General features: G+C 54.6%; 18 protein-coding genes and 1 tRNA gene. 11 read left to right on the top strand and 8 right to left on the bottom strand.

Annotation, left to right across the window (positions count from 1 at the left end; genetic code table 11):
• Positions 1-34: 34 nt before the first annotated feature.
• Entirely contained in the window at positions 35-325 is a 291-nt protein-coding gene (locus tag AKG35_RS09900; RefSeq protein WP_011131216.1) for a DUF3181 family protein, read from the top strand.
• A gap of 25 nt (positions 326-350) precedes the next feature.
• Positions 351-614, top strand: a complete 264-nt coding sequence (locus AKG35_RS09905) for a hypothetical protein (RefSeq protein ID WP_011131217.1) — start codon at positions 351-353, stop codon at positions 612-614.
• Here the strand turns inward: AKG35_RS09905 and murJ are convergent.
• The gene (gene murJ / locus AKG35_RS09910) at positions 601-2,208 is read right to left on the bottom strand and encodes a murein biosynthesis integral membrane protein MurJ (RefSeq protein ID WP_011131218.1); all 1,608 of its coding nucleotides are present in this window, start codon (positions 2,206-2,208) and stop codon (positions 601-603) included. The two genes, AKG35_RS09905 and murJ, sit on opposite strands and share 14 nt — an antisense overlap.
• Positions 2,209-2,267: 59 nt before the next feature.
• Here murJ and sfsA point away from each other — a divergent pair, with 59 nt between their 5' ends.
• From sfsA to AKG35_RS09935, 5 genes are all read left to right on the top strand, one after another.
• Positions 2,268-3,047: a DNA/RNA nuclease SfsA gene (sfsA, locus tag AKG35_RS09915; protein ID WP_052646242.1), complete on the top strand. Its 780-nt coding sequence runs from the start codon at positions 2,268-2,270 to the stop codon at positions 3,045-3,047.
• 181 nt (positions 3,048-3,228) lie between these two features.
• Positions 3,229-4,707, top strand: a complete 1,479-nt coding sequence (locus tag AKG35_RS09920) for an ammonium transporter (RefSeq protein ID WP_011131220.1) — start codon at positions 3,229-3,231, stop codon at positions 4,705-4,707.
• Between the two features lie 107 nt (positions 4,708-4,814).
• The gene (locus AKG35_RS09925; protein WP_011131221.1) at positions 4,815-6,011 is read left to right on the top strand and encodes a 4-hydroxy-3-methylbut-2-enyl diphosphate reductase; all 1,197 of its coding nucleotides are present in this window, start codon (positions 4,815-4,817) and stop codon (positions 6,009-6,011) included.
• Positions 6,012-6,072: 61 nt separating this feature from the next.
• Positions 6,073-6,705: a DUF1997 domain-containing protein gene (locus AKG35_RS09930; protein ID WP_011131222.1), complete on the top strand. Its 633-nt coding sequence runs from the start codon at positions 6,073-6,075 to the stop codon at positions 6,703-6,705.
• Between the two features lie 70 nt (positions 6,706-6,775).
• Positions 6,776-7,339 carry a DoxX family protein gene (locus tag AKG35_RS09935; RefSeq protein ID WP_236069590.1) on the top strand — a complete coding sequence of 188 codons (564 nt, stop codon included), beginning with the start codon at positions 6,776-6,778 and terminating at the stop codon, positions 7,337-7,339.
• Between the two features lie 41 nt (positions 7,340-7,380).
• Here AKG35_RS09935 and purH read toward each other — a convergent pair whose 3' ends face one another.
• Positions 7,381-8,934, bottom strand: coding sequence for a bifunctional phosphoribosylaminoimidazolecarboxamide formyltransferase/IMP cyclohydrolase (gene purH / locus AKG35_RS09940; protein ID WP_011131224.1), 1,554 nt, complete (start codon positions 8,932-8,934; stop codon positions 7,381-7,383).
• 60 nt (positions 8,935-8,994) lie between these two features.
• Between purH and AKG35_RS09945 the strand changes: the two genes are divergently transcribed.
• On the top strand, positions 8,995-9,600 hold the full coding sequence (locus AKG35_RS09945; protein WP_011131225.1) for an alpha/beta hydrolase: 606 nt from the start codon (positions 8,995-8,997) through the stop codon (positions 9,598-9,600).
• A gap of 15 nt (positions 9,601-9,615) precedes the next feature.
• Here the strand turns inward: AKG35_RS09945 and AKG35_RS09950 are convergent, their stop codons facing one another.
• Positions 9,616-9,984: a DUF3155 domain-containing protein gene (locus AKG35_RS09950; RefSeq protein WP_011131226.1), complete on the bottom strand. Its 369-nt coding sequence runs from the start codon at positions 9,982-9,984 to the stop codon at positions 9,616-9,618.
• A gap of 430 nt (positions 9,985-10,414) precedes the next feature.
• Between AKG35_RS09950 and AKG35_RS09960 the strand changes: the two genes are divergently transcribed.
• Positions 10,415-11,554 (top strand): sensor histidine kinase, encoded by a 1,140-nt coding sequence (locus tag AKG35_RS09960; RefSeq protein WP_041384688.1) that lies wholly within the window; start codon positions 10,415-10,417, stop codon positions 11,552-11,554.
• On the opposite strand, the gene cobS is transcribed toward AKG35_RS09960, so the two are convergent.
• Positions 11,514-12,296, bottom strand: coding sequence for an adenosylcobinamide-GDP ribazoletransferase (cobS, locus tag AKG35_RS09965; protein ID WP_011131228.1), 783 nt, complete (start codon positions 12,294-12,296; stop codon positions 11,514-11,516). The two genes, AKG35_RS09960 and cobS, sit on opposite strands and share 41 nt — an antisense overlap.
• Positions 12,297-12,388: 92 nt before the next feature.
• Between cobS and tgt the strand changes: the two genes are divergently transcribed.
• A complete protein-coding gene (gene tgt, locus AKG35_RS09970) occupies positions 12,389-13,507 on the top strand; it encodes a tRNA guanosine(34) transglycosylase Tgt (RefSeq protein WP_011131229.1) in 1,119 nt (372 codons plus the stop codon).
• Positions 13,508-13,537: 30 nt separating this feature from the next.
• Positions 13,538-13,681, top strand: coding sequence for a photosystem II reaction center protein K (locus tag AKG35_RS09975; RefSeq protein ID WP_011131230.1), 144 nt, complete (start codon positions 13,538-13,540; stop codon positions 13,679-13,681).
• A 14-nt stretch (positions 13,682-13,695) separates the two neighbouring features.
• On the opposite strand, the gene AKG35_RS09980 is transcribed toward AKG35_RS09975, so the two are convergent.
• The 4 genes from AKG35_RS09980 to AKG35_RS13045 form a co-directional block, all read right to left on the bottom strand.
• Entirely contained in the window at positions 13,696-14,439 is a 744-nt protein-coding gene (locus AKG35_RS09980) for a WecB/TagA/CpsF family glycosyltransferase (RefSeq protein WP_011131231.1), read from the bottom strand.
• A 178-nt stretch (positions 14,440-14,617) separates the two neighbouring features.
• Positions 14,618-15,622: a Gfo/Idh/MocA family protein gene (locus AKG35_RS09985; protein WP_041375225.1), complete on the bottom strand. Its 1,005-nt coding sequence runs from the start codon at positions 15,620-15,622 to the stop codon at positions 14,618-14,620.
• Positions 15,623-15,658: 36 nt separating this feature from the next.
• Positions 15,659-16,942 (bottom strand): hemolysin family protein, encoded by a 1,284-nt coding sequence (locus tag AKG35_RS09990; protein ID WP_011131233.1) that lies wholly within the window; start codon positions 16,940-16,942, stop codon positions 15,659-15,661.
• A gap of 15 nt (positions 16,943-16,957) precedes the next feature.
• Positions 16,958-17,030, bottom strand: a tRNA-Ile gene (locus AKG35_RS13045).

The raw sequence follows: 17,030 nt of genomic DNA on the forward strand, positions 1-17,030 counted from the left end.
TCAAGCCAGCATCCACCTAGCAAGACCATCACTTATGACAATCGATCCAGCAGATTTAAAAGAGCTACAACTATCCCTTGCCGATCGCATCTACCTTCAGATCGCCAGCTGGCACCTTTATCTGGGCGATGCAGGGCTTGCAGAAAACCTTGCCATCGAATGCAGCGTCAGGCTCAATGAAGGCGCCAATGTGGCAGCCCGCCAAGCCCTGGAATCAGTGCAAGTGCCCCTAGGTGGAGGGAGCACCCGCCTACCACTGGCGCGCCTAATCCCAGCCTCTCAACTTCGTGACCTTGAGGAGATCCTGGAGCCCTACTGCCGATAAGGTTGCTGCCATCCATGGAGGGCCAGTGCTGATCATCGAGGTCACCAACGCCCGTGAAGTGATGCGTCAACGCATCGGACCACTAGGGGAGCGACTCATCGGCAAAGTTGTCGATGCTGAGGACCAGGTGGAGAAAGCTCTGATTCAAGAGCTCGAAAACGCCTTCCAGGAATTCGGGATCGAAGCACGCATCGTTTCGGTACAGGGACCCCAGCTGGTGGGCCGAGACCATCTGGAGCTACCAATTCAAGTCCGTGAGGATCGCGAAGTTCGCCTCAGCGAGGAATAACTCTGTAACGCAGCTCCCGCGCTAGCTCACGCACCTCAGCGACACCAAGAGAGATGCTGATGAGAGCGAATACAGCAAGGCCGGTGATCACTGACAGACACACCTCAATCAAAAGTCCCAGCAGGTCCTGAGGCCATTGCATCAAGGTCGCCAGAGCCCAAGCCGCAAACCCTGCCGCCAGGCCAGCCCAAAGCACCTTGACGCCATCAAAAGCCCACCGTTGCAAAGGCAAGCCCCCTAGTCGCGAATGCAAGCCCACCAAGAGAGCTGCGCAGGTCAGCAGATTGATTGCAACCGTCGCCAGCACCAAACCGGTAGCCCCGAAATTGAATGGCAACTGAGGGCCCCAAGGGGTTGGGCCACCAACCAACAACCAATCAAACACCACATTCAAGCCAATCCCTGCCGTAGAAAGTCGGAAGGGGGTAGTGCCATCACCTAGGGCATAAAACACACGCACCAGCAGATCACGAGCTAGATAGGCAGGCATGCCCACGCCATAGGCCATCAGCAATCCACTCACCAAGCTGGCCGCCTGGGCATCAAAGGCCCCTCGCTCGTACACCAAAGCAACGATTGGGGTTCCAAGAGCCACGAACATGGCCCCCAGAGGAACCATGCTGGCCGTAGACAACATCAACCCCTGACGGATGCGAGTGACTAGTGCAGGCCGATCTTCCTGGGCAGTGAGCCTGGCAAATGTTGGCAGTAGTGGCACCAGCAATGCATTGGAGATCAGCCCCAAAGGCGTCTGTACCAAAAGATTGGCGTAGCCCAGACCAGCTGCCGCACCCAAAATGCCGGAAGCAAAAAACAGATCTGTAAAGACATTGATCTGCAACATGCCTGAAGAAAGGGTGGCCGGGCCCATGACCTGCCATACCTCCCGCACACCTGGATGATGCCAATCCCAAACCAACTTCATCTTGGTCAAGCCTTGCCTGATCAACGCCGGCAGTTGAATCAGCCACTGCAACAGGGCTCCCACCAAGGTGGCTAGTGCCAAAACAATGCCACCCCTAAGGGCGAACTGCATGGAGCCGATGTTCGTGCCGACCTGCCACCACAAAACTCCGACACCGACCACCAAAGCAAGACTGGACATGATTGGCGAAACCGCCGGAATCCAGAACTCATCAGCAGCATTAAGGGAGCCGAAGCCCAGGCCGATCAAACCTGCCAACAAAGCCATTGGTGCCATCACCTGAAGCTGAACCACAGCAATCCGATGCAGCTCAGGACTCAGACCTGGGCCCACCAAAGTGATCAACGGATTGGCTGCCAGCACTAATAGAGCCGTCAACAACAACAAAGCAGCACTAACCATGGTGTTGAGCGCCGCCAACACATGAGCGCTTTCCTGCCGCGGCCGTCTGCTGAGGACACTGACCATGGCGCTGTGGAAAGGACCGTTGATCCCACCCAGGAGAATCAACAGAAACCCCGGCAAGACGTAGGCGTAGTTGTAAGCGTCATAAGCCGCTCCCACCCCGAAGGCAGCCGCAATTACAAGCTGACGAACCAGCCCTCCCACCTTGCTTAGCAAGGTGCCGACTGTGACAACCAGAGCAATACGCTTTAAGGATCTCCCCATCCTTGGGCCTCAGACCATCTGATCATTTAGCAGCATTCTCAAGCCCTGCAAGCATCCCCATGACCAAGGCCATCCCGGAAGGATTGTTAGGGAGTCCACTGCTCACATTCCCACCACTCGATGAAGGAATATTGGTGAAGCGCTACAAGCGCTTCCTTGCCGATGTGGAGCTAGTCAGCGGCGAAATCGTGACAGCCCACTGCGCCAACACAGGCCCCATGACTGGTGTTCTTCATCCTGGAGGCAGAGTGAGAATCCGCCATGCGCCTTCTCCCAAGCGCAAGTTGGCCTGGACATGGGAGCAAGCGGAGGCACCCAGCGCCCAGGGCGGCCTCTGCTGGGTGGGTATCAACACAGCCTTGGCCAATAGCCTGATCAGAGCAGCGATTGAAGCCGGACACCTCAAGCAAGTCCTCGGTCCGATCGCAGCAATCCGTGCGGAAGTGACTTATGGAAGCAACCGACGCAGCCGCATTGACCTGTTTTTAACCCCTGATGCCAATTGCTCCGACACCAGACCCATTTACTTAGAGGTCAAGAACACCACCTGGATCGAAGACTCCTTAGCCCTCTTTCCCGACACGGTGACAGAACGAGGGCAAAAACATCTCAAAGAGCTAATCGGTGTGCTGCCAGAGTCCAGAGCAGTCTTGGTGCCCTGCCTCAGCCGCCACGATGTCCAAGCGTTCGCCCCAGGGGATAGCGCAGACCCTCGCTATGGCGAACTCTTTCGTCTGGCTCTTACAGCTGGCGTGGAAGTCATTCCCTGTTGCTTCGGATTTCACCTCGACAAGATCACCTGGGAAGGCCTTAGGCCTACCAAGACGACACAGAGTTGACACAGCAAAAAGAGCTCCAGATGTAACAAAATGAACTTTCACCCCCGCAAATAGACCTAAAAGCGTCCACCAATCCCATATTTCGTATCAACATGAACATAAAAAAATCCCAAGTTGAGCAAGTTTCTCCTTTGAGCTATCACAAAGGTTTCCAGCTCGTTTTGCAGATCTGCTTCTTCCAATGACAACTGCTCCGCTTCCGCGCTCCAGGCGGCGCACGGTACGCCTCCAGGAGGCCAGCCTCCTGGAGGGGCCAATGCTCCTCCTGCGCAGCATCCGTGGCTTCAGCTCCAATCGCTCACTGACGTGGCTGGCTTGCGTGCCCTTGGCTCTCTTCGGCCTAGGACTCTTCAACCTCTCGGCCCATGCCGCCGAGATGCCAGAACTGAATGCTGCCTTCCTAGCCAACAATCTCTGGCTTCTGGTTGCAACGATTCTGGTGATCTTCATGAATGCCGGCTTCGCGATGGTCGAAGCAGGAATGTGTCGTCAAAAAAACGCGGTCAACATTCTCGCCAAAAACCTATTTGTCTTTGCCCTAGCGGTATCGTCGTACTGGTTCATCGGCTATTCGCTGATGTACGGCGATCCTGTTTCGGCAGGATGGCTCTATTTCAACGGCCTGTTCTTTGATCCTGCTGTAACCCCTGAACTGATCAGCGAAGCAGGTCTTGTCCCAAGCGTCGACTTCCTCTTCCAAGCAGCCTTTGCAGGCACAGCTGCAACTATCGTCTCAGGACTCGTGGCAGAGCGCGTCAAGTTCGGCGAGTTCGTGGTGTTCTCCCTAGTGCTAACTGGTTTCATTTACCCAATCGCTGGCAGCTGGGAATGGAACGGGGGCTGGCTCAACACTGCCTTTGGCGAAGGCGTTGAATTCATTGATTTCGCAGGCTCCTCGATCGTTCACTCTGTCGGTGCCTGGGCAGGTCTGGTGGGAGCAATGCTGCTCGGTCCGCGCATCGGCAAATTTGTCGGTGGCAAGGCCCAAGCGATTCCAGGACACAACATGTCCATCGCCACCCTTGGCGCTCTAATCCTCTGGATCGGCTGGTATGGCTTTAATCCCGGTTCCCAGCTCGCCATGGATCAATGGGTCCCCTACGTGGCTGTAACAACCACACTCGCAGCTGCAGGTGGCGCCATCGGCGCAACGATCATTTCCACCCTCTGCTCCGGCAAGCCTGATCTAACGATGATCATCAACGGCATCCTTGCCGGCCTAGTGAGCATTACAGCTGGTTGTGGCAATCTCACGCTGGTAGGGGCCTGGGTTGCAGGCCTAATCGGTGGTTTCATTGTGGTGTTCTCGGTCTCAGCCCTTGACTCTTTAGGCATCGACGATCCAGTTGGAGCTTTCTCTGTCCACGGCATCTGTGGCATCTGGGGAACCCTCGTGATCGGCCTATGGGGCTTTGACATCCAAGGTGATGGTTCCGCCCTTGGGCTATTCGTTGGGGGTGGCGCAAGTCAGCTTTGGGCTCAATTTGTAGGCTGCGCTGCCTACGCCATCTGGACCGTGGTGACCTGTTGGATTGCCTGGTCTGTCATCGGAGCACTGTTTGGCGGTATCCGCGTAACAGAGGCTGAGGAAATCGAAGGTCTTGATATCGGTGAGCACGGTATGGAGGCTTATCCCGACTTCGCCTCAGCCGGCAACTAAACCCTGATCAACAACCTGAATCCCATTAAGCCCGACCCTGTGCCGGGCTTTTTTGTGCTTCAAAAGTGTTGAGCTGCCCATAGAGTCAGGAGATTGCTGCTGCCACGATGGATACACAAGCTTTCAAACGCTCACTCCATCACTCTGAGCGTTACAACCGTAGGGGCTTCGGGCGAGCCAACGAAGTCGCCAGCAACCTTGAGAAGGCCTACCAAAGCAGCCTAATTGGCTCGATTCGAGACAATGGGTATGTGCTTCAACATGGCCGGCTTCAGGTGAAATTGGCTGAGGCCTTTGGTTTCTGCTGGGGAGTAGAGAGAGCAGTTGCGATGGCCTATGAAACCCGTAGGCACTACCCAAGCGAGCGCATTTGGATTACTAACGAAATTATTCACAACCCTTCAGTGAATGAACACTTACGCGAAATGGACGTGCTGTTCATCCACGCTGAAGGAGGTGTCAAAGATTTTTCCTGCGTCAATGATGGCGATGTAGTGATCCTGCCCGCCTTCGGTGCCACTGTTCAGGAGATGGAGCTGCTTCATGAGCGTGGCTGTCACATCATCGACACCACTTGTCCATGGGTTTCCAAGGTGTGGCACACCGTGGAGAAACATAAGAAGCAAGAATTCACCTCAATTATTCATGGCAAGGTGAAGCATGAAGAAACCTTGGCCACCAGCTCCTTTGCAGGGACCTATCTAGTTGTTTTAGACCTTGATGAAGCCCAACTAGTCGCCGATTACATCCTGGGCCAAGGAGATCGTGCAGCGTTCATGAAACGCTTTGCTAAGGCATGCTCTGCAAACTTTGACCCAGATCAAGATCTCCAACGCCTTGGGGTAGCCAATCAGACCACCATGCTGAAAAGTGAAACCGAGGAAATCGGTCGTTTATTCGAGCGCACCATGCTCAGAAAATATGGCCCAATAGAGCTCAACAAACATTTCCTTTCCTTCAACACCATCTGTGACGCCACAGAGGAACGGCAACAAGCAATGTTCTCGCTAGTTGATGAGCCTCTAGATCTACTGGTGGTGATTGGTGGTTTCAACTCATCCAACACCACTCACCTACAGGAAATCGCCATCAGCCGAGGAATCCGATCCTTCCACATCGATACCCCAGAACGTATTGGTGATAACAACAGCATCCAACACAAGCCACTGGGAGAAGATCTGTTCATCGAAAGTAATTTTCTACCTGCTGGAAGCGTGAGCGTCGGCATCACCTCCGGAGCCTCAACACCCGATCGAGTAGTTGAACATGTGATTCAGAAGCTGATCGACCTAACCTCCGGCTGAACAACACCCTGGCTTTACATTTGTTAATATCCCAGGCCAACCCAGCCAGGGATGACCATCCGTGCCGCCCTTGTCGATACCTGCCGACCAATATCTGCGCCTCAGCGACAAATCCCAAGTCCGCTGCTATCGAAGTCATTTTTCCGATCGCATGGAGATGCTTGCGCCGCCAAAAAACGTGGCGGCATATCTTGACCACCATCAAGGCTGGTTTCAACGCTGTGCTGCACCCATGGAGGTCAAGGCCCTCGATGATCAGTCCTATCTCCTCACGCTTGGTCGATTCGGAAATTTTGGCTTTGAAGTGGAGCCTTGCATCGGCCTAAAGCTGCTTCCTCAGCAGCAAGGGCTCTACCAAATCATCAATGTGGACCTAACGCATCAAGATCTGCCCCTTTGTGATCACTACGATGTGGACTTCAAGGCTGGGCTGAAACTGGAGCCATCAGAAACAGAAGCCAGCAATACTGTCCAACAAACCACCATCGTGAACTGGGATTTGGATCTTTCGGTGTGGATCCAACTACCGAAAGTGATCACCCTGCTACCAGATGGTCTTGTACAGACAAGTGGTGACCAGCTGCTGAGGCAAGTCGTGCGACAAATCTCGCGCCGACTTACATGGAAGGTTCAAGAAGACTTCCATGCCACCCATGGACTGACCTGCCCACCACGTCGCCATGCAGCTTTCTGAGCGAGTCAACCCTGTTATCGCCTTGATCTGCAAACCGATTCTCTAAAGTGCTCACCTGCAATCCATGGTGATGATGGCCGGCTCCGAAACCCCTAAAGCAAAGGGATCTGACTCTGACCTAGGACCTCAAGCCAGTTCATCGTCAGAATCGATTAACTACTTCTCCGAATTTGGAATTCTCATACTCCGGCTCGGGGTCAGCATTTTGATGGTCCACAACGGATTAGAGAAGCTCCAAAATCCAGAAGGCTTCTCGGAATTTGTCATCAGCCAACACCTTAACTTCCTACCAGGCGACCCTATGCTGTGGACGTATGCAGCAGCTTTAACAGAAATCATTTGTCCAATTGGAATCGCTTTCGGACTTGCTACTAGGCTCTGTGCGCTTGGCCTTCTATCGACAATGGCTTTTGCCATTACATACCACTTATTTGATACTGGCCTGCAAGGCTTCCCCTTCGCCGTGGTCGAAAACCATAGCTATGCCTTTGAATTGTCTGGTGTTTATGCAACTACTTTCTTTTACTTGCTTTGTGCAGGGCCAGGGCGCATTTCACTGGCAGCAAGGAACAAAGCCAAAGCAAATTCAGTCAGAATGAAACTCATCAAGGAAATCAACAAAGTCAAAATATAGGCAAACAAATTGGCTCGATATTAACTTTGATTATTACTAACTTAATGCAAGAAGTGGCGCTTTCCCGTCAACACCATTGCCAGACCAAAATCATCGCAAACAGCGATTGAATCTGCATCACGCTTGCTCCCACCAGGCTGGATTACGGCACAGATGCCATGGTTAGCCGCCAAACGCACCGTGTCATCAAAGGGGAAGAAGCCATCACTAGCCAAAACAGCTCCCCTGGCTTGATCGCCAGCTGCCTCAAGGGCTAGTCGCGCCGAGCCGACTCGGTTCATCTGGCCCGCTCCAACTCCGAGACTCTGGCCAGCACGAGCCACCACGATGGCGTTAGAGCGCACATGTCTCACCAGGCGCCATGCAAAGGTGAGATCCGCGTTTTCTTCAGCATTAGGCGAGCGTTTGCTGGCCACAGTCCAACTGGTGGGATCAATCGATTGATCGTCTTGGTCCTGCACCAACACCCCGCCGAGGATGGTGCGAATGTGATCACGACCAGCCGCATCAATGGCACCTGGTGCCAGTTCCAACAAACGTAAGTTGGCCTTGGTGGCAAGGATTTCCCGAGCTTCTGGTTCAAAGCCTGGTGCCACAACACACTCCAAGAACAAACTGGTGAGCTCCCGAGCAGTCGTGGCATCCACCAATCCATTCAGAGCCACGATCCCTCCAAATGCACTCACCCGATCCGCATCCAAGGCACGGCTTAAGGCCGACGCCACGCCAGTGCCAATCGCGACGCCACAAGGGTTGGTGTGCTTAACCACCACGGCAGCATCTTGAACAGCTTGTTGAGCGCCTTCCGTGCCATATCCAAACTCCCGAACAGTGGCCAGGGCAGCTTCCAAATCAAGCAAATTGTTGGTACTGAGCTCCTTGCCCTGCAACTGAATGGCACCTCCCCAACCCTGCTGCGGAGCGCTGTACCAAGCCGCATGCTGATGGGGATTCTCGCCATAGCGCAGCCTCTGCCTAAGGGGAATAGCCTCAAGCCATTGGGAAGCTTGCTCAGTCAGCCGCTCGCCCATCCAATGGCTGATGGCCACGTCATAGGCAGCGGTGTGCTCAAAGGCTTCAAGGGCAAGCTCACGACGGAGCTGGTCATCCACACCATCACTTAAAGCCACTAGGAATCTGTCGTACTGATCCGGCCTCGTGAGCACAGCCACATGCGCATGGTTCTTTGCCGCCGCTCGCACCATGGCGGGGCCACCGATATCAATATTCTCAATTGCAGTTTCCCAACTCACCTGCGGATTGGCCACTGTTTCCCGAAACGGGTAAAGATTCACCACCACCACATCAATGGGAGGGATCTGATGCTGCTCCAGATCGACCTCATGATCAGGGTCGCCCCGCATCGCCAAGATGCCTCCATGGACACGAGGATGCAGAGTCTTCACCCTTCCTCCAAGAATTTCCGCTGCACCTGTGTGCTCAGCAACCCGCGTCACGGGCAGACCGGCATCCTCCAGCACTTTGGCTGTGCCACCGCTGGAAAGCAGCTGAAACCCATGCATGCGATGCAAGGATTCCGCTAGAGGCACAATCCCATGTTTGTTTGAAACGCTCAACAAGGCGATGGGAGCCATGGCAGCAGAGACGAAAGCATTCCGTGGGCCAACCTACGCAGCAGCGATACAACACCTGCCGTGAGCGACAACCTTCTCCGCGACATTCCCAAAGGTGCTTACTACAGGCTTGTGCTGCTGCATGGCTGGGGTGCAGATGCAGACGATCTGATGCCCCTTGGCCGAGAGCTCTGCCAAGTCATCGAGCCTCCCGTAGAACTAGTGGCTCTACGGGCACAACAACGTCATCCTCAAGGTCTGGGCCGGCAATGGTATGGACTCTTTCCAAGCGACTGGGCAGCCGTTCCTGATGCGATCTCTCAACTTCAGGCTCGCTTGAAAGCCCTGGAAACCCCAGAAATTCCTCTACAAAGAACGGCTTTACTGGGTTTCTCTCAAGGGGGAGCAATGGCCCTGGCGAGTGGTTGTGATCTACCTCTAGCAGGCCTAATCGGCTGCAGTGCATACCCACATCCAAATTGGGTAGCGCCAAGCATTCGCCCCGCTGTGCTTCTCCTACATGGGCGCCAAGACGATGTAGTTCCCTACGCCGCCTCTGAACAACTCCTCAAAAGCCTAAAAACAAGCGGATTGGAGACGGCATTAGTGAGCTTCGAAGGGGGCCACTGCATTCCGGGAGAACTAATCCCCCGGATGCAACAGGCCTTGCACTCTTGGTTCAACTAAGGAATCGCTTTATAGTCAAACGAAGGCGTACTCATACTCCTCGATCTCCTCCCAGTCGTCGGAAGTCAGTTCAAGGCCTTCAAACATGACCTCTTCCCCAACGGAGTCAACGATCAAGCGCAAAGAGGGGAAGAGAAAATGGTTCTCTTCAGCGTACTGAGCACTAAACAATCCTTTCTCGCCCCAGAAAAAGCGATCAGTGGTGTGTTCGTTACGACGAACATTAAGGATCGCTGGTGAGACCAAACCAGATTCGGCGATGTAACGACGAGCTGCCGTCACAGGCTTGTATTCACCGGTTTCGAGATGGAAAGTAGGCACATGAGCCAACACCCGTTGACCAGCCAATCGTCTGCGGCTGATCCGCTTGCGCTTCTTAGACATAAACGGGAAACTCCTTTATAGGAGTGCGATGGAGAGAGGAACGGGGCGGCTTAGGACCGTCCTGCAAATAGCGCTCAAGCACGATGCAAGAGCATGAAGATGCCCAAATGTCAGCAAGCCTTACTCAGGGAATCGCAGCAGAGCTACAACACCCTGAGGGATCACTTTCAACATGATCGGCCGAGGCCGAGGATCCAACAGAGGACGCATCTACCTCTGCTGTAGCTTTGGCGACACGATTTGTGCAACCTCTGCTGTGGCTTTGGTGACACAATTTGTGCAACCTCTGCCTTGTCCGACTTTGAGCTACAGCCTCTGGGCGAGGCTTTCAAGCCAATCGGCGCTCAAATTTTAATACTTTTTTCAGAATTTACAAGGTGTCATTCGTATCAGCCTCTTGGTGTCGGTGTCCAGAGGCACATCGCTCGCCATGAAGCTGTCAAACCGCTTCCTCAATCTGGTGAAGCAACAACTCAGCAGCTTCGAAGCGGAGGCTCCACTAGAGAAGCTTGTGGTCTATATCGCTCAAGCAAGAGACGGGCGCGCCCCCAGCCTGGAAGCCGTAAGTCAGTGGCCCGCCAATGGGAACAAATCCCTGCCACCTGTAGAGGCAGACCCTGAGCTTCGTGCACCCTCACCTGATCGACGCTGGTACCCGCTTCAAGAAGGAACGATCTTGCTTGGAGTACTCAGAGCCGAAAAACCCCTCTCTTCGCCATCCTGGCCCACCCGCCTAGACCGACGGCTGCTTGCTACTGCGAGTGCCATCACCGATTGCCTCAGTCTTGAGCTTGAGCGCGCCAGGCTGCTTGATGAGCTGGCCGAGCAACGGGAACAAATCAGCCTGATGGTGCATCAACTGCGCAATCCGCTAGCCGCGCTTCGAACCTATGCCCAACTCTTGATGAAGCGCCTAGAGCCCGATAGTCGTCACCGCACCTTGATCAAGGGTCTGCTGAGCGAGCAAGCACAACTAGATCGCTATATCTCCAGCCTCGACCAGATCGGCCAGGACAATCTGCCCATCCAACCAAGCATCAAGGCCCCATTGCTGCTGCCTCCATTACTGCCTCAAGCCACTGATCTCACTATCAAATCCTTACTAACACCACTGATCGAACGCGCCATAGCCACATCAGCCTTGCAAAAACGCCCTTGGCATGGACCCAGCCAATGGCCTGCCTGGACTGAAGAGCTACGTCCTTCAGGAGATGGAGTGGTCGCTGAAATCGTGGCCAACCTGCTGGAGAATGCTTTCCGCTATAGCCCTGCAGGCCGCCCTATCGGCCTTTGCCTGCAACAAAACGGAGTATGCGTCTGGGATGGAGGTGAACCCATCAACAAGCAAGAGCGTGAGCGCATCTTCAGCAGAGGCATTCGAGGCCAGAGCAGTGGCGATCGCCCCGGCAGCGGCCTTGGCCTCGCCCTGGGACGCCAACTGGCTGAAGATTTGGGAGGTTCGCTGCAACTGATCACCTCTCCAGCGAACCTTGATCCAGCCCTTCCCAGCGAAGGGAATGCCTTTCTGCTCAGCCTGCCGGCAGTAAGACCGCCAGCAACAGAAGCGTGATTGTTTCCACCAGCACGACTGAAGCGCCATAAGAATCCCCGCTATGCCCACCAAGACGACGTCCAAGCAGTTCAGGCACTAAAAACGCCGGCAAGACACCCACACCAATTCCTGCCATCAAAACCATCTGACTGGGCCACCCCACGATCATGAGTGAAGGGACAACCGTTAATGCCAAAAGCAGCACTAAGCATGCTGGTAATGCTTCCTGCCATCCCTTGCGATAACGACGATGAAAGGATGCGGTGCCAGCCTGCCCCTCACGCAAGTAAAAGAAGCGCGCCATGGCCCAAAGCGGCGCACAACGCCCCCAAAAGGCAGCAATCAGCAAAGCCAAAGGGGCTAGAGAACCAAGCCGAAGTAGGGATGCAATCTGAAGTAACACCACCACAAGCAGAGCCTGGACTCCACTAGCTCCAACACAACTGTCGTCCATAGCCTGCAGACAGCGCTCACGACCAGCCGCCAGACCATCGGCCGTGTCCATCAACCCATCAAGGTGAAGACCACCCGACAGCCAGGCACCCAGCCCGATGACCAAAAGTGTCACTGCCGAGGTCGGCCAATCGGCACGGATCAAGACAAGCCAAAGGAAAGACTGCAGTCCTCCCAGCACCAATCCGATCCAAGGAGCAAAGCGAGCAATCCGTTCAAAACGTGGCTTCAGCCCTGGCCAAGCAGGCAATACGGAGTAGAAGATCCATGCCCCAGCCAAATCCCGGAGCCAAAGGGGAGCGCGCAAGATCTCCAACCTCCAGCCAAAGGCAAAGCCCAACGTAGGGTCATGATCGGCCTGGTGCCCTGTGGCGCTGAAGTATCGCCGTAGCACTAGCCGTGTTTGATTTTCAGATCAACGCCCACTGTTCACACACACGTGCTCGCGTTGGCTGCTTCCGCACTCCTCATGGTTCTGTCAACACACCTCGTTTCATGCCTGTGGGCACGTTGGCAACGGTGAAAGGCATCACAGCCACTCAACTGGCCGACACCGGAGCTCAGATGGTGTTAGCCAACACCTATCACCTCCATCTTCAGCCAGGCGAGGGGATCGTGGCCGATGCCGGTGGCCTGCATCGCTTCATGGGCTGGGACCGCCCACTGCTTACCGACTCAGGTGGCTTTCAGATTTTCAGCCTGGCAGACCTGAATCGTATTGATGATCACGGGGTCGTTTTTCGCAACCCTCGTAATGGCAGCCAGATTGAACTCACGCCAGAACGAGCCATCGAAATTCAAATGGCCCTTGGTGCTGATGTCGCTATGGCCTTCGACCAATGCCCCCCATACCCAGCCAGCGAAAGCGATGTAGAGACTGCCTGTAAGCGCACCCATGCATGGCTGGAACGCTGCTCGAACACCCATCAACACGCAAATCAAGCCCTATTCGGCATTGTTCAGGGAGGGTGTTTTCCCCACCTCAGAGAGCAAAGTGCTCAAATCGTGGCCAGCTTTGGTTTGCCTGGCATCGCCATCGGTGGCGTCAGCGTGGGTGAACCGGTTGAAGACATTCATCGCATCGTACGCCAGGTTTCTCCTCTGCTTCCCCAGGATCGCCCCCGCTATCTGATGGGGATTGGCACCCTGCGAGAAATAGCGATTGCAGTTGCCAGCGGTATCGATCTATTCGACTGTGTGCTGCCTACCCGCCTGGGAAGACATGGCACAGCACTTGTCGCTGGCGAGCGCTGGAATTTACGCAATGCCCGCTTTCGTGAAGATCACACACCCCTAGATCAAAGCTGTACCTGTACAGCCTGCCGCCATCACAGCCGGGCTTATCTGCATCACTTGATTCGCAACGAGGAGCTCCTAGGGCTCACGCTTCTAAGCCTGCACAACCTCACCCAGCTGATCAGATTCACCTCAGCTATTAGCCAGGCAATTCAAGATGACTGTTTTTCAGAGGATTTCGCTCCTTGGCAACCGGACTCAGCAGCACATCACACGTGGTAACGTCCATGAAACGCAGCTGAGCAACTAGGGATGGCAGCCTTCACTCTCGATCTGATGGCCCAACTGCCAGAGGCCTATCAGGCCTACGCTCCAGCAGTGGATGTTCTTCCACTCATCCCCATTTTCTTCTTCCTGCTTGTCTTTGTTTGGCAAGCATCTGTGGGCTTCCGCTGAAGCATTCATTTCAATCAACGCTTTTTTCCTCGACGCCATACCTCCCAGACGAAGGTAGGCAGACAAAGAATGCGATTCCATCGGCTGGGCTCTTGGCCCAACCGATAGAGCCATTCGAGCCCTAACTGACACATCCATTCGGGGGCTCGCTTTTTCATCCCAGCCCATACATCGAAACTTCCCCCAACACCCATCCAGAGGCCTGGACATGCCCGCCTTACGCGCGCTATCCACGTTTCTTGACGGGGAACTCCTAGAGCCACAAGCACAAGATCAGGATGCAAAACTCTCAACTTGGCTTCCAGGCCAGGCCAAGCATCTTGGGGTTGATAACCATGCGAAGACATCACAAGTCGCAGAGCAGGCAGGTCTTGCTTCAGGAGTTGCCTCAAACGATCCATGACCTGCGGGGTTGCTCCCACTAGGGCCACCTTCCAATCATGAGCCTCTGCATAGGCAAGTAACGAACGTGCCAGTTCAATGCCAGGACTACGCGGCACCACAACTCCCTGACGCCTCAGCGCCCAAACCACGCCAATCCCATCTGGGATGACTAGATCTGCCGCGGCAATAGCATCACCTAGCCTTGGATTCTCTCTAGCCGCCATTGTCATCTCCGCATTAAGCGTGACGATCTGGCCACCACCACGAGCATGCAAACCAATCGCCGCAGCCTGAACATCGCGGCATGCATCCACTGGCACACCTAGAACTCTTCGACGGTATTGATCGCTCGGTGCGGTGCTTGTTGATTCCATCAGCGAGACAACTGAGGTTGAAAATTTAGTGCTCTAAACCTTGAACGCAATCGATGGAGTCCAAAGCCCAATCGCCACAAGCAAGCGAATGGAGCAACAGCCGATTTGCAAAGAAGCCCCTGAGAAAGTAGCGCTGTGCGAGCCGAGAGGGTTGTTGGACGGATGTGTTGCTAACGACTCAGATGGGCTCCTCCAAGGAAAGCCCCATGCCGGGGTGTTCGACGGCATGTTCAATCAGGTCAGCCAAACGAAGCGCGCGCGAAGCCTGCTCCCCATCAACGGCTGGTGTCTCACGACCTCGCAAACACTGAAGAAAATGCTCCAACTCGGCATAGAGAGGCTCAATAGAAGTCGTGCTGACCTCTTCGATAAAACCGTCATTGCGATACAACAACTCACCGTGATCGGCTGAATACCACTCATGAGCACGACGATGTATATGCAGGGTGTGATTCAGGAAATCAGTCTCAACAAGACTGCCCCGACAATGGGCACTGAGACTGCGAATTTTGCGGTGGCTCATCTTGCTAGCAGTGAGGCTAGCCACCACACCATTGCTGAAGCCAAGCGTGGCATTGACGTAATCGATCGGGCCCTCGGCAGTGCGGCCCCCTGCAGCAGCCAGACCTACCACCGGAGCACCCGCCAGCTCAAGAACCAAGTCGAGGTCATGAATCATCAGATCAAGCACCACCGACACATCATTCGCTCGGTCACCATGGGGGCTATGGCGACGAGCCTCAAGAACCACAACCTCCTCATTTTCCACCACCTTGATCAACTCTCGAAAGGCAGGGTTAAAGCGTTCAATATGGCCAACCTGCAAGAGCCGTCCAGCCTTATTCGCCGCCACAATCAATGCGGATGCCTCCTCCTGACTGGCCGCAATCGGTTTTTCGATTAACACATGCAGGCCTGCCTCCAAGCAGGCCTGCCCGACCTTGTGATGAAGCAATGTCGGCACAGCAATGCAGACGGCTTCGACCTCGCCTAGCAAGCTGTGGTAGTCAGGGAACCAATCGCATCCAAACTGTTCAGTTGCCAGCTGACCACGCTCAGGATCGGGATCAGCGACTGCCACCAACTGCGCATCCTTAAGCAGACTGAGCACACGGGCATGATGCCAACCCATATTGCCAATCCCGATCACACCGACCTTCACCGGAACCATGGGATCGGTCATCGGCAGGCCATGGCGCATCGGGGAAATTATCAACGATCATTCCTCAGTGTGATCGTGACTGGGAAGAATCAGTCGCACACGCTCGATACGAGGACCCTTCATCGTGACGATCTCGAATTGCAAACCATCGCAGCGCAAGGCCTCTCCAGCAGAAGGGATGTGTTGCAACTTTTCAAGCAGAAAGCCAGCCAAGGTGTGATGTCCATCAGCTTCAGGCAAGTCCAGATTGAGCTGTCGATTGAGCTCAATGATCTCAAGATCTCCTGCAACCATCCATGTGTCTGACTGACCCTCAATCAGCTCAAGATCAGGCTCATCGTCGTCTGCATGGGGCTCATCGCCCACGATCTCACCAGTGAGATCGGCAGCTGTAACCAATCCTTCGGTACCGCCATGCTCATCAACGACAAGCAGTAGAGGCTGTCCACTTCGGATCATCGGCAACAATTCAGCCAAAGTGCTGGTCTCAAGAACCCTTACAGCTGGTTCTAAAAAAGGTTCAAGCGGAGATTCTGCCTGCAAAGCACCCCGGGAGATGGGTTCCGCCAACCGACGTAAATCAAGCACACCCCTGACATCATCTAGGGACTGACCGATCACTGGAAAGCGCGCATGGCGGGTGCTATGCACCACTCTCATCAGTTCAGCGAAGCAGACCCCAACAGGCAAGGTGACCATGCCAGAACGTGGCACCATCACCTCTCTAACTTGAGTGTCGCGCAAGGCGAAAACACCTTCAAGGATGTTGCGCTCATCAGGACGAAGGCCTGTTACACCACCAATTTCGATCAGAGACTCCAGCTCACCAGCAGAGAGAGCAGGAACAAGAGAATCCCAATGTGCATTCAAACCAACCAGCCGCAACATCATCGAAGCGACAGCTTCCAGAAGAGCCAAAAGGGGAGCAAGCACACGCATCACCATCTCCAACAATGGAGCGAGGTTTAGAGCTGCAGCCTCTGGACGGTTCAGCACCCAGGCCTTAGGAAGAAAACCAGCCAACAAGGTGGCCAACACCACAAGCAGCAGAAAAAGCCCCCCGTCCAACCAGCGACTAGCAGGATCAGCTAGAGGCCACCAGCGATGTCCAACACCACGGCCAACCCAGCCCAGGGCTACCAACGCCAGCATTCCACCCAGTTGAGACACCATCAACGCCCTCCTCAAACGGCGCTGAAGACGATGAACGGCGGAAGCTCCGGGCTGCTGCTCTTCCACTAAAACCTGTACTCGACTAGGCCGCAGCCGCAACAAGGCAACCTCTCCAGCCGCGAAAAAAGCCGGTAGAACCAGCAATAAAGCCAGGAAAAACAACCTCATTGAATGAAGAAAATATGGGGGTCGCGAGGATCGAACTCGCCTTAGGCGAATTATGAGTTCGCTGCATTCACCAGATTGCTAGACCCCC

Source organism: Prochlorococcus marinus str. MIT 9313, from assembly GCF_000011485.1.
GTDB lineage: Bacteria > Cyanobacteriota > Cyanobacteriia > PCC-6307 > Cyanobiaceae > Prochlorococcus > Prochlorococcus marinus_D.